This is a genomic window from Rhizobium sp. BK060 (genome assembly GCF_014193145.1).
In the GTDB taxonomy this organism is placed as follows: Bacteria; Pseudomonadota; Alphaproteobacteria; order Rhizobiales; family Rhizobiaceae; genus Rhizobium.
Genome location: NZ_JACHYW010000008.1, coordinates 105619 through 118227, shown reverse-complemented (window position 1 = coordinate 118227; position 12609 = coordinate 105619). Strand labels below are relative to the sequence as shown.

The window sequence follows — 12609 nt, the reverse complement described above, 5'->3', positions numbered from 1 at the left end:
AATTTGGGCATCTAAGCGTTCAAAGGAGCGACAAAAGGCTGCGCTCCTCCGGCATCGTCGCGATGCTCACGGCGCCCTGCAGTGGCATCGGCACTGCCTCCGCAACGGACTTGCTGAGGCAGAGAAGGCGCGTCCCATCTAGCGCATCGGGGCTCATGTGCGCCGCGACCATGCCGAAGAAGTTTTCGGCTGTCTGACGCGAGTAGAAGAGGATCGCATCCGGCCGTTGGTGTGCAAAGATCGTTTCCAGCGTCTGCGGTGCGATCCGTGTCGGCTCCATCCGGTAACATTCGGCGACAGTGATCTCCAGGCCGATTTCGCGCGCTCGCTTCTCGAAGGTTTCGGCTCTTGGCAGGCCGGTCAGATACAGAACGGGGCCACCAGCTCTCTCCGCAATCGTCTGCGCAAGTTCGTGGCCGTTGCCGCTGGATGCGGTGACGGAGACGAAGCCGAACGCGCGTGCTTCTTCGGCGGTTGCCTTCCCGACCGCAAAGACGGGGCGTGCGAGGTGAACGGCGAACTCAGCGCTTCGCCAAGCGAGCGCCCTGATCGCTTCAGCACTGGTGATTGCAATGCTGCCTTCGGTCGTCTCGAGGCCACGTACCGCTGTATCAACGTAGTGAACCGGCTGCGACAGCGGCAGCGATATCGGTTCGTGTCCCAGCTCGCGAAGACGCTTGGCGGTGCGCTCGCCCGAATACTGGGGACGGGTCACGAGCACGCGCATCGGGACGTCAACTCCAGTCGTCGAAGAAGCTGCTGCCGGCGCGTGCGCGGATTTCCTGCCCGGCACGCGTGCCCAATGCAGCAGCATCGCGCCGGTGGCCATCGACGCTGACGGCGTGCTGATTGCGACCGTCCGGCGTGATGATCAAGCCGGAGAAGCGGACTTGATCGCCTTCACAGATGGCATAGCCGCCGATCGGCGTGCGGCACGAGCCGTCCAAGGCGGTGAGAAACGCTCTTTCGCAGGAAACCGCATCGAAGGTTGCCGCATCATTGATGGGTGCAAGCAGGTCATCGATGCGGGCGTTGCCGATCCGGCTTTCGATGCAGATCGCGCCCTGTGCCGGCGCGGGCGGAAAGGTTTCCACGGCGAGGATATCTGTTATCACGTCGACCTTGCCGAGGCGCTTCAATCCGGCGAGCGCAAGCAGCGTCGCATCGACCTGGCCCTCCTGCAGCTTTCTCAACCGTGTATCGACAAGTCCACGAAAGGTAATAACGTTGATGTCGGGGCGCAGGCGACGGATCAACGCCTGTCGGCGAAGCGACGAAGAGCCGACGGTCGCGCCGTGGGGTAGGTCGATCAGTTTCGGCGCTGTGCGTCCGATCACCGCGTCTCGGACATCTTCGCGGGGCAAGTAGGCGGAAAGACAGAGCCCTTCGGGAAGCCGCGTCGGCATGTCCTTGGCGGAATGCACGGCTATGTCGAGGTCGCCGCTCGCAAGCTGCTGCTCCAGCTCTTCCGTGAACAGGCCCTTGCCGCCGATCTCGGCCAGCGAGCGGTCGGTGATGCGATCGCCCTTGGTGCTCAGCACGACGATTTCGAACATCTCTTCCGGCAACCCGTGCGCCGCCATCAGCCTGTCACGCGCTTCGCGAGCTTGGGCGAGCGCCAGCGGGCTGCCTCGAGTGCCGATCCGGAAAGGTTTTGTTTGCATCCGCATTGATCCGTTGTTACCGGAGTTCCTCGTAAACAGGTTTAAGACCCATCGCAATCAACGATCAGGTTTCATGGCGCCCTTTCTACGCATCCTCGGCATCGAAACAAGCTGCGACGAAACCGCGGCGGCAGTGGTCGAGCGAGCTCTTGACGGGCAGCCGACGGTGCGTTCGGACGTCGTCTTGAGCCAACTCGAGGAGCACAGCGCCTATGGCGGCGTCGTGCCGGAGATCGCCGCGCGCGCCCATGTCGAAGCCCTGGATACGCTGATCGACGAAGCCTTGAAACGTGCCAATGTGTCGCTCTCGGATATCGATGCCATCGCGGCAACCTCGGGGCCTGGCCTCATCGGCGGTCTGCTCGTCGGCCTCATGACCGGAAAGGCGATCGCCAAAGCATCCGGAAAACCGCTCTATGCCGTCAACCATCTCGAGGGGCATGCATTGACGGCGCGGCTGACGGACGGGCTCGCCTTTCCTTATCTGATGCTGCTCGTTTCGGGCGGCCATACCCAGCTTATTCTTGTCCGCGGTGTCGGGCAATATGAACGCTGGGGTACGACGATCGACGACGCGCTCGGCGAAGCCTTCGACAAGACGGCGAAACTGCTGAGCCTGCCTTATCCCGGCGGTCCGGCAGTCGAGCGCGCGGCCAAGAGCGGTAACCCGGATCGCTTCAATTTTCCGCGACCTTTGGTGGGAGAGGCCAAGCTCAATTTCTCGTTTTCCGGTCTGAAGACGGCGGTGCGCCAGGCGGCGACAGAAATCGCGCCGTTGACGGAGCAGGATGTCGCCGACATCTGCGCCTCATTCCAGAAGGCGATCTCACGGACGCTGAAGGATCGCATCGGCCGTGGGTTGGAACGCTTCAAGGCTGAGTTCCCAAATGTCGACGGCGGGCCGGCCCTCGTGGTTGCTGGCGGGGTCGCTGCCAATCTGGAGGTTCGCAGTACCCTGCAGTCGCTTTGCGGCAAGCATGGCTTTCGTTTCGTCGCGCCGCCGCTGCGGCTGTGCACCGATAACGCCGTGATGATTGCCTGGGCTGGCCTGGAGCGGATGGCGACAGGCGTCGAACCGGATGACCTCGATGTGCAGCCGCGCTCGCGCTGGCCGCTGGATTCCAACGCCGAGACATTGCTTGGCTTCGGCAAGCGGGGAGCGAAAGCATGAGCGAGAAGATTGCCGTCATCGGAGCCGGTGCTTTTGGAACCGCACTTGCCGCGGTGATCGCCTTGACGGAACGCAACGCGGTGACACTCGTCGGTCGGGATCCTGAATTGATCGCGGACCTGAAGGCCGAACGTTTGCACGATGCGGTCTTGCCGGGCATCGCGTTGCCGGAGTCCCTTGCCTTTTCCGCCGAACCAGATGCGATCGGCGATGCCGACATGGTGCTCTTCGCGATGCCTTCACAGGCGCAGGCGGATGCGGCGAGACAGTACCGGCCCTATCTCGCAAGCGATGCCATCGTTGTCACCTGTGCCAAGGGCATTGAGAGGGCAACAGGCAATCTGCTGACTGACATGCTGGAGCGCGAAATACCGGGTCACGCGATTGCTGTCCTATCCGGACCCGGCTTTGCGGCCGATATCGCGAAGGGATTGCCAACGGCCATGGCAATTGCTGCGGCGGATATGGACGTCGCCGAAAGGCTGGCCCACGCCATTTCCGGGCGGACGTTCCGGCTTTATGCATCGTCTGACCGGATCGGCGTGCAGCTCGGCGGAGCACTGAAAAACGTCCTGGCGATCGCATGCGGTATCGTCGAGGGAGCCGGCATTGGCGACTCGGCGCGCGCGGCACTGATTGCACGCGGGCTTGCCGAAATGTCCCGTTTCGTCGTTGCAAAAGGCGGGCAGGCGGATACGGTGCGCGGGTTGTCCGGCCTCGGCGATCTGGTGCTGACGGCGACCAGCCATCAATCGCGTAACCTACGCTTCGGGATTGCGCTCGGCCGCGGCGAGACAGTCGATCCCGCCCACGGCGAGCTCGTTGAAGGCGCCTTTGCGGCCGCTGTTGCATCGCGTCTGGCGCAGTCGCTGAATGTCAGCATGCCGATCACCGATGCCGTTTCCGCTATCATCGAAGGCAAGCTCGGCATCGCCGAAGCCATCGATCAGCTCATGACGCGTCCGATTACGACTGAATAGGAGTTCCGATATGCTTTTTGCTCTCCTCTGCAAGGATAAGCCCGATCACCTCAATGTCCGCATGGAGGCACGGCCCGCCCACGTGGAACATCTCAACAAGCTCAATGCTGAAGGCGTTTTGAAGATGGCTGGACCGTTTCTCGATGGCGAGGGCAAGCCCTGCGGCAGCCTCGTTATCATTCATGCCGACACGATCGAAGCGGCCAAGGCCCTGGCGGACAGCGATCCCTACGCAAAGGCCGGACTTTTCGAGAGCGTCGACATCAAGCCCTTCAACTGGGTCTTCAATAATCCGGAGGCATGAGCGTGGCGCACTGGCTTTACAAATCCGAACCTGCTTCCTGGTCTTGGCAGCAGCAAAAGGCGGCCGGCGAGAAGGGCACCGAATGGACCGGTGTCCGCAACTATCTCGCCCGCAACAACATGCGGGCGATGCAGCTGGGTGACAAGGGCTTCTTCTATCACTCCAACGAAGGTCTCGAGATCGTCGGTATCGTCGAAGTCTGCGCTCTGTCTCATCCGGACTCGACGGCAAAAGGTGACGACCGCTGGGATTGCGTGGATATTCGCGCTGTTTGCGACATCCCCAAGCCGGTCTCGCTCAAAGACATCAAGGCCAACGAGAAGTTCGCCAAGATGTCGCTCGTCACCTCCATGCGGCTTTCGGTCCAGCCGGTGACGGATGAGGAGTATCTGGAGATCTGCCGGCTGGGTGGTCTCGACAATCCGCCGCGTTGAGCCGCCTTTGAGAACCGATCCCGAGATCTTCATCCGCGCCAATACCAGCCCGATGACGCCGCCGCATGTGCCGGAAATTCGACTGCATCTGGCAGACGAGGCGCATGAGTTGTGGCTGAAGACGGAAGAGGAGCTTGCGGAAATCGGTCTGCCGCCGCCCTTCTGGGCGTTCGCCTGGGCGGGTGGTCAGGGGCTGGCGCGCTACATACTCGACCATCCTGATATCGTTGCCGGCAAGCGCGTTCTCGACTTCGCCACAGGTTCCGGCCTGGTGGCGATTGCCGCAAAGATGGCGGGAGCTGCCAAGGTCGTTGCCGCCGACATCGATCCGTGGACCGAAACCGCTGTGCGGCTGAACGCCGGCCTGAACGCGGTCGAGGTCGATTTCACTGCTGCTGATCTGATTGGCGGCCAGGTCGAGGCCGACATTCTGCTCGCCGGTGATGTCTTCTACGACAGCGGCTTTGCCACCGCGATCGTTCCGTGGTTCGAAGCTCTCAGCCGCCAAGGCATTACGGTCCTCGTCGGCGATCCGGGTCGCAGCTATCTTCCCAAGGACCGCCTAAAATTCTGCGCAGTCTATCAGGTGCCGGTTACGCGAGCGCTTGAGGATAGCGAGGTGAAGAAAACAACTGTCTGGCGTTTCACGGCCTGATAACGCAGACGCCTGCCTCGTAAGAGCAGCTGCTGCTTTTCGCCGTGACGTTGATGACCTTGGCCATTGGTGCAAGGGTCGTGGTTTGCGTTGGTGCTGGAAGGCCGTAGCCGCTGCCGACCGCATAAGTTCCGCCGTCGTTGTCATACACGTAGGACGATCCGGCATAGGTGCCGCTTGCGTTTCCGCCGCCCAGCTGTGGCGCAACAAGGACGATGACGTTGCGTCCACCGTAGCCGCCATAACCTCCGCCATAGCCGCGATAACCATTGTAGCCACCATTCGGCCATGAAGCGCGCTTGATCAGAGGCGTTCGGCCGTGGCGATAGCCGAACTGGCCGTATCCATCTGAGAAACGGATGCGTCCATCGTTCCATCCACGAAAGGGTCGGCCGACGATGGTGGGTGCATGATGCCTGACGAATCCCTTACCACCGTGGCGAGAGAACGAATTCTTGCCGAAATCGCCCGCCGAGGTCGGTAGCGCGATCAAAGCAGCGGCGACAAGTGAAACGAGCGTGGAGATAGTCTTCAGCATCACGCGGATCTCCGAAAATGAAATGGTTAACAAAGCGTTAACAGCAAAATGCGCCAAAAGTCGTCGGTTGTCCAGAAGACGTCGCGGCATGCCGCTTGCGTCGAGCACCGGCCGGGCCGTCAAGCACAGTTCGCGCCACCCAGAGACGCAAATCGATTAAATTAAATTGGGGGTGCAATTATACTTGTCGTTAGGGGCTTCCGTGATTAAACGTCGCCATTGATGCGACGCACACAAACAAATTTGTCATTCGTGTGGTTGCCTTGAATGCTCCGAAATCCGGGAGCGCAGAGAAGACGCCGCGAGGTTCTGATGGCGAATGTCACAAATAACCGGCCCCTGTCGCCGCATTTGCAAATTTATAAACCAATCCCCACTATGGTTATGTCGATCGTCCACCGTATTACTGGTGGCGCACTTTATGTCGGCACGCTGCTGGTCGCCTGGTGGCTGATCGGAGCTGCAACCGGCCAGGCCTATTATGATTGGGTCAACTGGATACTCGGCAGCATCGTCGGCAAGCTCGTGTTGCTCGGCTATACCTGGGCACTGCTGCACCACATGGTCGGCGGCTTGCGTCACTTCGTCTGGGATCTCGGCTACGGCTTCGATAAGGAAGTCTCGACCAAGATGGCTCAGGCTTCGATCGTCATATCGCTCTGTCTGACCGTGCTGGTCTGGGTGATCGGCTTCCTCATTCGCTTCTGAAGGTTGTTCTCATGGATATGCGCACCCCCCTCGGCAAGGTTCGCGGCCTTGGCTCGGCCAAGGAAGGAACCGATCATTTCTGGCGCCAGCGCGTCACGGCGGTTGCCAATGTGCCGCTCTTCCTCTTCTTCATCATTTTCATGATCGTTCACGCAGGCGCGCCTTACGCAGACGTGGTTCGCGCCTTGTCGAACCCGCTTGTTGCAGTCGTCATGGGTCTGATGGTCGTCTCGGGCACCATTCATATGCGGCTCGGTATGCAGGTGATCATCGAGGATTACGTACATGGCGAATTCGCCAAGATCGGCCTGCTGATGCTGAACACCTTCTTTTCGATCCTGATGGCGGGGCTCTGTCTCTTCGCCATTTTGAAAATTGCATTCGTAGGATAACCGTATCATGGCACCGACTTCACCCGTTCAGAATGGGAAGGCCTACAAGTACGTCGATCACTCATACGATGTGATCGTCGTCGGCGCCGGTGGCGCCGGGCTTCGCGCCACGCTCGGCATGGCCGAACAGGGTTTCCGCACGGCCTGCATCACCAAGGTTTTCCCGACCCGCTCGCACACGGTCGCGGCCCAGGGCGGCATCGCCGCCTCGCTGCAGAACATGACGCCGGACAGCTGGCAGTGGCACCTCTACGACACCGTCAAGGGCTCCGACTGGCTCGGCGACGTCGACGCCATGCAGTATCTCACCATGGAAGCGCCGAAGGCGGTCTATGAACTCGAACATTACGGCGTGCCCTTCTCGCGCAACGAGGAAGGCAAGATTTACCAGCGCCCGTTCGGTGGCCACATGCAGAACTTCGGCGAAGGCCCGCCGGTACAGCGCACCTGTGCCGTTGCCGACCGTACCGGCCATGCCATCCTGCACACGCTATACGGCCAGTCGCTGCGCAACAATGCCGAGTTCTTCATCGAGTATTTCGCGCTCGACTTGATCATGTCGGAAGACGGCAGCCGGTGCACCGGCGTCGTTGCCTGGTGTCTTGACGATGGCACGATCCATCGTTTCGCTGCCAAGATGGTGGTGCTGGCGACCGGCGGCTACGGCCGCGCCTATTTCTCGGCAACGTCTGCCCACACCTGCACCGGTGACGGCGGCGGCATGGTGGCACGCGCCGGCCTGCCCTTGCAGGACATGGAATTCGTGCAGTTCCACCCGACCGGCATCTATGGTTCGGGCTGTCTCATCACCGAAGGCGCGCGCGGCGAAGGCGGTTACCTCGTCAATTCCGAGGGCGAACGCTTCATGGAGCGCTATGCGCCTTCGGCCAAGGACCTTGCCTCGCGCGACGTTGTTTCGCGTTGCATGACGCTGGAAATCCGCGAAGGCCGCGGCGTCGGCAAGGCCAAGGACCACATCTTCCTGCATCTCGACCATCTCGATCCGGCCGTTCTGCATGAACGCCTGCCGGGAATTTCCGAGAGCGCCAAGATATTTGCCGGCGTCGACGTGACGCGCGAGCCGATCCCGGTCCTGCCGACGGTCCACTACAACATGGGCGGCATTCCGACCAATTATTGGGGCGAAGTGCTGAATGCCGACAGCTCAAATCCGGAACGCATCATCCCCGGCCTGATGGCCGTCGGTGAAGCCGGCTGTGCCTCCGTGCATGGGGCCAACCGCCTCGGCTCCAATTCGCTGATCGACCTCGTGGTCTTCGGCCGCGCTGCCGCGATCCGCGCCGGCGAGGTGATCGACCGTGCGGCCCCAATCCCGCACCTCAACGTCGCTGCCTGCGACAAGATCATGGATCGCTTCGACGGCCTGCGTCACGCCAGCGGCAGCACGCCGACGGCTGTGCTGCGCGAGAAGATGCAGCGCGGCATGCAGGAAGACGCTGCCGTGTTCCGCACGCAGGAATCGCTGGAATCGGGCTGCAAGCGCATCTCGGCCATCTGGCAGGAAATGCGAGACATCAAGGTCACTGACCGTTCGATGATCTGGAACTCAGACCTCGTGGAAACGCTCGAGCTACAGAACCTGATGGCCAATGCCATCACCACCATCTACGGCGCCGAGGCGCGCAAGGAAAGCCGCGGCTCGCATGCGCGAGAGGACTACACCGAAGGCGCATTTGCCGGCCGCGACGACGTCAACTGGCGCAAGCATACGCTCGCCTGGGTCAACGACGCCGGCGACGTCAAGCTCGACTACCGCCCGGTTCACACCGAGCTCATCGCAGAGGGCATCGATCCCAAGAAGATCGCGCCCAAGGCTCGCGTGTACTAAGAGGAACTGGACATGGTTGAACTCGCTCTTCCCAAGAACTCCCAGATGCGCGAAGGCAAGGTGTGGCCGAAGCCGGCGGGTGCGAAGAACACCCGCGAATTCCGCGTCTACCGCTGGAGCCCGGATGACGGTCAGAACCCGTCGATCGACACTTTCTACATCGATGTCGACGATTGCGGCCCGATGGTGCTCGACGGTCTGCTCTATATCAAGAACAAGATCGACCCGACGCTGACGCTGCGCCGTTCCTGTCGTGAGGGCATTTGCGGTTCCTGCGCGATGAACATCGATGGCACCAATACGCTGGCCTGCACCAAGGGCCTCGACGACATCAAGGGCACGGTGAAGATCTATCCGCTGCCGCATTTGCCTGTCGTCAAGGACCTGGTTCCCGACTTGAGCAACTTCTATGCCCAGCATCGCTCGATCGAGCCGTGGCTGAAGACGGTTTCACCGACGCCGGCCAAGGAGTGGAAGCAGAGCCACGAGGATCGCCAGAAGCTCGACGGTCTCTACGAGTGCATCCTGTGTGCCTGCTGCTCGACCTCCTGTCCGAGCTACTGGTGGAACGGCGACCGTTACCTCGGCCCGGCTGTTCTCTTGCAGGCCTACCGTTGGCTGATCGACTCGCGAGACGAGGCGACCGGCGAGCGCCTCGACAATCTCGAGGATCCGTTCCGCCTCTATCGCTGCCATACCATCATGAACTGCGCGCAGACCTGCCCGAAGGGTCTGAACCCGGCAAAGGCGATCGCCGAAATCAAGAAGATGATGGTCGAGCGCCGCGTCTGATCGATCCAGCAAGAGGGCCGCAGATGCGGCCCTTTTCTTTATCCGATCACGCAGCCTTGATTTGCCCGGGATTGCGCCAAATTTGTCTCGGGTTTACGGCGTTGCTCCCACATCGACACAATTTCTCCTCGCGCTGGCTTGATTCAATACAGCCTTTCAAGATAATTCCGCCGTGATTGCGCGGCAACTTCAGGACAATACTGGAAAAATCAGGAGTATCATGATGCAGTTCAGACATATGGCGACAGGTCTCGTGGTTATTCTGTCGTTAGCTGGCTGCCAGCGCACCGCTTACAATGATGCAAGCTATTCTGCCCCGGCGCCGCTCACGGCGCAGCCGGTTCCTTCGGTTCAGGGCGGGCAACTTCCGCCGCCTTCCGGCTCTTCCCAGTTCCCTGCCGCTCCCACGACCACGGCGCCTGTCGCCGGCGGCCAGCCCGGTGCGATGGCCGCGAATGCGATGGATGTCACCAAGGAATCGATGGTCGGCAGCTGGCGCGTCAACGGGTCCTGCGACATGTTCCTGACGCTGACCAATCTTGGCAGCGGCTCGCGCGGCGGTACGCGCGGCTGCGTCGGCGAACTGACGGCGATGGGCTCCTGGGAAGTCACGGGCAAGCAGGTCATCCTGAAGGACCGCAGCGGCAATCAGATAGGCAGCGTCTACAAGACTGCCGACAACGCCTTTAGCGGCCAGACCAATACCGGCCAGCCGATCAGCCTCAGCCGTTAAAAGATCAGGCGGCGAAGGCCGCCGATCCTGCATAGGCGGACCTCCTTTATGCAACCCATGCCAGACTATTCCCTGAGCGTCAGCGAACAGTTGAAGTCGCTGACGGCTTCGGGCGCGCTTCAAATCGATTCAGCCCAGATGCATGTGGCGAAATGTCTGGACCGGGTTCTGTCGGCGCTGAAGCAGAGGCGGCCGGCGGCAAAGGCAAGCGCTCTCGGCTGGTTGTTCGCCAACAAGAAGAAGCCGTCGGAATCGGTCAAGGGGCTCTACATTCACGGCAGCGTCGGCCGCGGCAAGACGATGCTGATGGATATGTTTTTCGGGATGGCGCCCTGCGCGAAGAAGCGGCGCGCGCATTTCCATGAATTCATGACCGACGTGCACCACCGCATTGCGGTACACCGGCTGAAGCTGAAGCAGGGCGAAACGAAGCAGGCCGATCCCATTCCGGTCGTCGCTGCTGCTCTCTATGACGAAGCCGAACTGCTTTGCTTTGATGAGTTTACCGTGACGGACATTGCCGATGCGATGATTCTGTCGCGGCTTTTCTCCGAACTTTTCCGGCGCGGATGCCTGCTGGTCGCGACCTCGAATGTCGAGCCCGACAATCTTTACAAGGACGGCCTCAATCGAAGCCTGTTCCTGCCCTTCGTCGACCTTCTGAAACAGAATGTCGAGATCGTGACCCTCGACTCGCCGACCGATTACCGGATGGAGAAGCTCGACAGTCAGCCGGTCTACCTGACGCCCATCGACGAGCGCACGGACATGGCGATGGAAGCGTCTTGGACTCAGGCACTGCATGGGCGAAAGGCGCAACCGCTCGAAATTCCGATGAAAGGGCGCTCAATCCACGTTCCCCTTGCAGTCGATCGCATCGCGCGCTTCTCCTTTGCCGACCTTTGCGAAAAACCGCTCGGTCCGGCTGACTTTCTCGCGATTACAGAGCGTTTCGATGCGATCTTCCTCGAACACGTGCCATTGCTGGGGCCTGACAAACGGAATCAGATCAAGCGCTTCATCATCTTGGTCGATACGCTTTACGATCATGCGGTGCGGCTCTATGTCTCCGCAGCAGCGATGCCTGAAAATTTGTTGACACAAGCGCGTGGTACCGAGGGCTTCGAGTTCGACCGCACTGTCTCGCGTCTTTTCGAAATGCGCAGCGCCGAGTATCTCGCATTGCACCATGAGCGACGGGCTGCCGAGTAAACGCTTTGGTGACAATTTATATTACGTTTACGTAAGAATTTTATGATCTAAACGATTGAAATTCCTCGCTCAAAAATAATCGTTTGCCAATTTTTGGCTTTGGGGCTATGCGATGGCGGCATTGGGCGATGCCCCCTCCGCGCGTCGCCTGACGAATTTTGATCGCAAAGGAAACAGCGAAATGGCGCGTAACAAGATCGCACTCATTGGTTCTGGCATGATTGGTGGCACGCTGGCGCATCTCGCCGGCCTGAAGGAGCTGGGCGACATCGTTCTCTTCGATATCGCCGACGGTATTCCTCAGGGTAAGGGCCTCGACATTGCTCAGTCCTCTCCGGTCGAGGGTTTCGACGCCAACCTGACGGGCGCCAGCGACTACTCCGCGATCGAAGGCGCGGACGTCTGCATCGTCACCGCCGGCGTCGCCCGCAAGCCGGGCATGAGCCGCGACGATCTTCTCGGCATCAACCTCAAGGTCATGGAGCAGGTCGGCGCCGGCATCAAGAAGTACGCCCCGAACGCTTTCGTTATCTGCATCACCAACCCGCTCGACGCGATGGTCTGGGCGCTGCAGAAGTTCTCCGGCCTCCCTGCCAACAAGGTCGTCGGCATGGCCGGCGTGCTCGACAGCTCGCGCTTCCGCCTGTTCCTCTCCCAAGAATTCAACGTTTCCGTCCAGGATGTCACGGCATTCGTTCTCGGCGGCCACGGCGACACCATGGTGCCGCTCGCTCGTTACTCCACGGTCGCAGGTATCCCGCTGACCGACCTTATCACCATGGGTTGGGTCACCAAGGAGCGTCTGGAAGAAATCATCCAGCGCACCCGCGATGGCGGAGCCGAAATCGTCGGCCTGCTGAAGACTGGCTCGGCCTACTACGCGCCGGCTGCTTCCGCGATCGAAATGGCTGAATCCTACCTCAAGGACAAGAAGCGCGTCCTGCCTTGCGCGGCTCAGCTGACCGGCCAGTACGGCGTCAAGGACATGTATGTCGGCGTTCCCACGGTCATTGGTGCCGGCGGCGTCGAGCGCATCATCGAGATCGACCTGAACAAGGCCGAGAAGGAAGCCTTCGACAAGTCTGTCGGCGCTGTCGCCGGCCTATGCGAAGCCTGCATCAACATCGCGCCTGCGCTCAAGTAATCAGACCACGCGCTGACGTCATCCAAACAGGAA

Annotated in this window: 15 protein-coding genes; 12 read left to right on the top strand and 3 right to left on the bottom strand. The window is 60.7% G+C overall.

Annotated features, from left to right (window positions below; all coding sequences use genetic code 11):
- Positions 1 to 19 precede the first annotated feature (19 nt).
- Positions 20 to 727, bottom strand: coding sequence for a uroporphyrinogen-III synthase (locus FHT71_RS11150; RefSeq protein ID WP_132588581.1), 708 nt, complete (start codon positions 725 to 727; stop codon positions 20 to 22).
- Between the two features lie 7 nt (positions 728 to 734).
- A complete protein-coding gene (gene hemC / locus FHT71_RS11145; RefSeq protein ID WP_132588580.1) occupies positions 735 to 1664 on the bottom strand; it encodes a hydroxymethylbilane synthase in 930 nt (309 codons plus the stop codon).
- Positions 1665 to 1737: 73 nt separating this feature from the next.
- On the opposite strand from hemC, the gene tsaD reads away from it, so the two are divergent.
- Genes tsaD through FHT71_RS11120 form a run of 5 tightly spaced genes read left to right on the top strand, consistent with a single transcriptional unit; the run spans position 1738 to position 5208 of the window.
- Positions 1738 to 2835 carry a tRNA (adenosine(37)-N6)-threonylcarbamoyltransferase complex transferase subunit TsaD gene (gene tsaD / locus FHT71_RS11140; protein ID WP_132588579.1) on the top strand — a complete coding sequence of 366 codons (1098 nt, stop codon included), beginning with the start codon at positions 1738 to 1740 and terminating at the stop codon, positions 2833 to 2835.
- Positions 2832 to 3815 (top strand): NAD(P)H-dependent glycerol-3-phosphate dehydrogenase, encoded by a 984-nt coding sequence (locus FHT71_RS11135; RefSeq protein WP_007794197.1) that lies wholly within the window; start codon positions 2832 to 2834, stop codon positions 3813 to 3815. The genes tsaD and FHT71_RS11135 overlap by 4 nt, the downstream gene beginning before the upstream one ends.
- Positions 3816 to 3825: 10 nt before the next feature.
- Positions 3826 to 4119: a YciI-like protein gene (locus FHT71_RS11130; protein WP_007794196.1), complete on the top strand. Its 294-nt coding sequence runs from the start codon at positions 3826 to 3828 to the stop codon at positions 4117 to 4119.
- Positions 4120 to 4121: 2 nt separating this feature from the next.
- A complete protein-coding gene (locus tag FHT71_RS11125) occupies positions 4122 to 4553 on the top strand; it encodes an EVE domain-containing protein (RefSeq protein WP_132588578.1) in 432 nt (143 codons plus the stop codon).
- A 7-nt stretch (positions 4554 to 4560) separates the two neighbouring features.
- The gene (locus tag FHT71_RS11120) at positions 4561 to 5208 is read left to right on the top strand and encodes a methyltransferase (RefSeq protein WP_132588577.1); all 648 of its coding nucleotides are present in this window, start codon (positions 4561 to 4563) and stop codon (positions 5206 to 5208) included.
- On the opposite strand, the gene FHT71_RS11115 is transcribed toward FHT71_RS11120, so the two are convergent.
- Positions 5198 to 5746 (bottom strand): hypothetical protein, encoded by a 549-nt coding sequence (locus FHT71_RS11115; RefSeq protein ID WP_183719675.1) that lies wholly within the window; start codon positions 5744 to 5746, stop codon positions 5198 to 5200. The two genes, FHT71_RS11120 and FHT71_RS11115, sit on opposite strands and share 11 nt — an antisense overlap.
- Positions 5747 to 6058: 312 nt before the next feature.
- Between FHT71_RS11115 and sdhC the strand changes: the two genes are divergently transcribed.
- The 7 genes from sdhC to mdh all read left to right on the top strand — a co-directional run bounded on the left by sdhC (position 6059) and on the right by mdh (position 12576).
- A complete protein-coding gene (gene sdhC / locus FHT71_RS11110) occupies positions 6059 to 6454 on the top strand; it encodes a succinate dehydrogenase, cytochrome b556 subunit (protein ID WP_007794183.1) in 396 nt (131 codons plus the stop codon).
- An 11-nt stretch (positions 6455 to 6465) separates the two neighbouring features.
- Positions 6466 to 6846, top strand: a complete 381-nt coding sequence (gene sdhD / locus FHT71_RS11105; RefSeq protein ID WP_132588575.1) for a succinate dehydrogenase, hydrophobic membrane anchor protein — start codon at positions 6466 to 6468, stop codon at positions 6844 to 6846.
- A 7-nt stretch (positions 6847 to 6853) separates the two neighbouring features.
- A complete protein-coding gene (gene sdhA, locus FHT71_RS11100) occupies positions 6854 to 8695 on the top strand; it encodes a succinate dehydrogenase flavoprotein subunit (RefSeq protein ID WP_132588574.1) in 1842 nt (613 codons plus the stop codon).
- Between the two features lie 12 nt (positions 8696 to 8707).
- Positions 8708 to 9487, top strand: a complete 780-nt coding sequence (locus tag FHT71_RS11095; protein WP_132588573.1) for a succinate dehydrogenase iron-sulfur subunit — start codon at positions 8708 to 8710, stop codon at positions 9485 to 9487.
- A 223-nt stretch (positions 9488 to 9710) separates the two neighbouring features.
- Positions 9711 to 10220 carry a protease inhibitor Inh/omp19 family protein gene (locus FHT71_RS11090; protein ID WP_007796999.1) on the top strand — a complete coding sequence of 170 codons (510 nt, stop codon included), beginning with the start codon at positions 9711 to 9713 and terminating at the stop codon, positions 10218 to 10220.
- A gap of 48 nt (positions 10221 to 10268) precedes the next feature.
- Positions 10269 to 11432, top strand: a complete 1164-nt coding sequence (gene zapE, locus FHT71_RS11085) for a cell division protein ZapE (RefSeq protein ID WP_132588572.1) — start codon at positions 10269 to 10271, stop codon at positions 11430 to 11432.
- Positions 11433 to 11613: 181 nt separating this feature from the next.
- Positions 11614 to 12576, top strand: coding sequence for a malate dehydrogenase (gene mdh, locus FHT71_RS11080; protein WP_007796993.1), 963 nt, complete (start codon positions 11614 to 11616; stop codon positions 12574 to 12576).
- Positions 12577 to 12609: the final 33 nt, after the last annotated feature.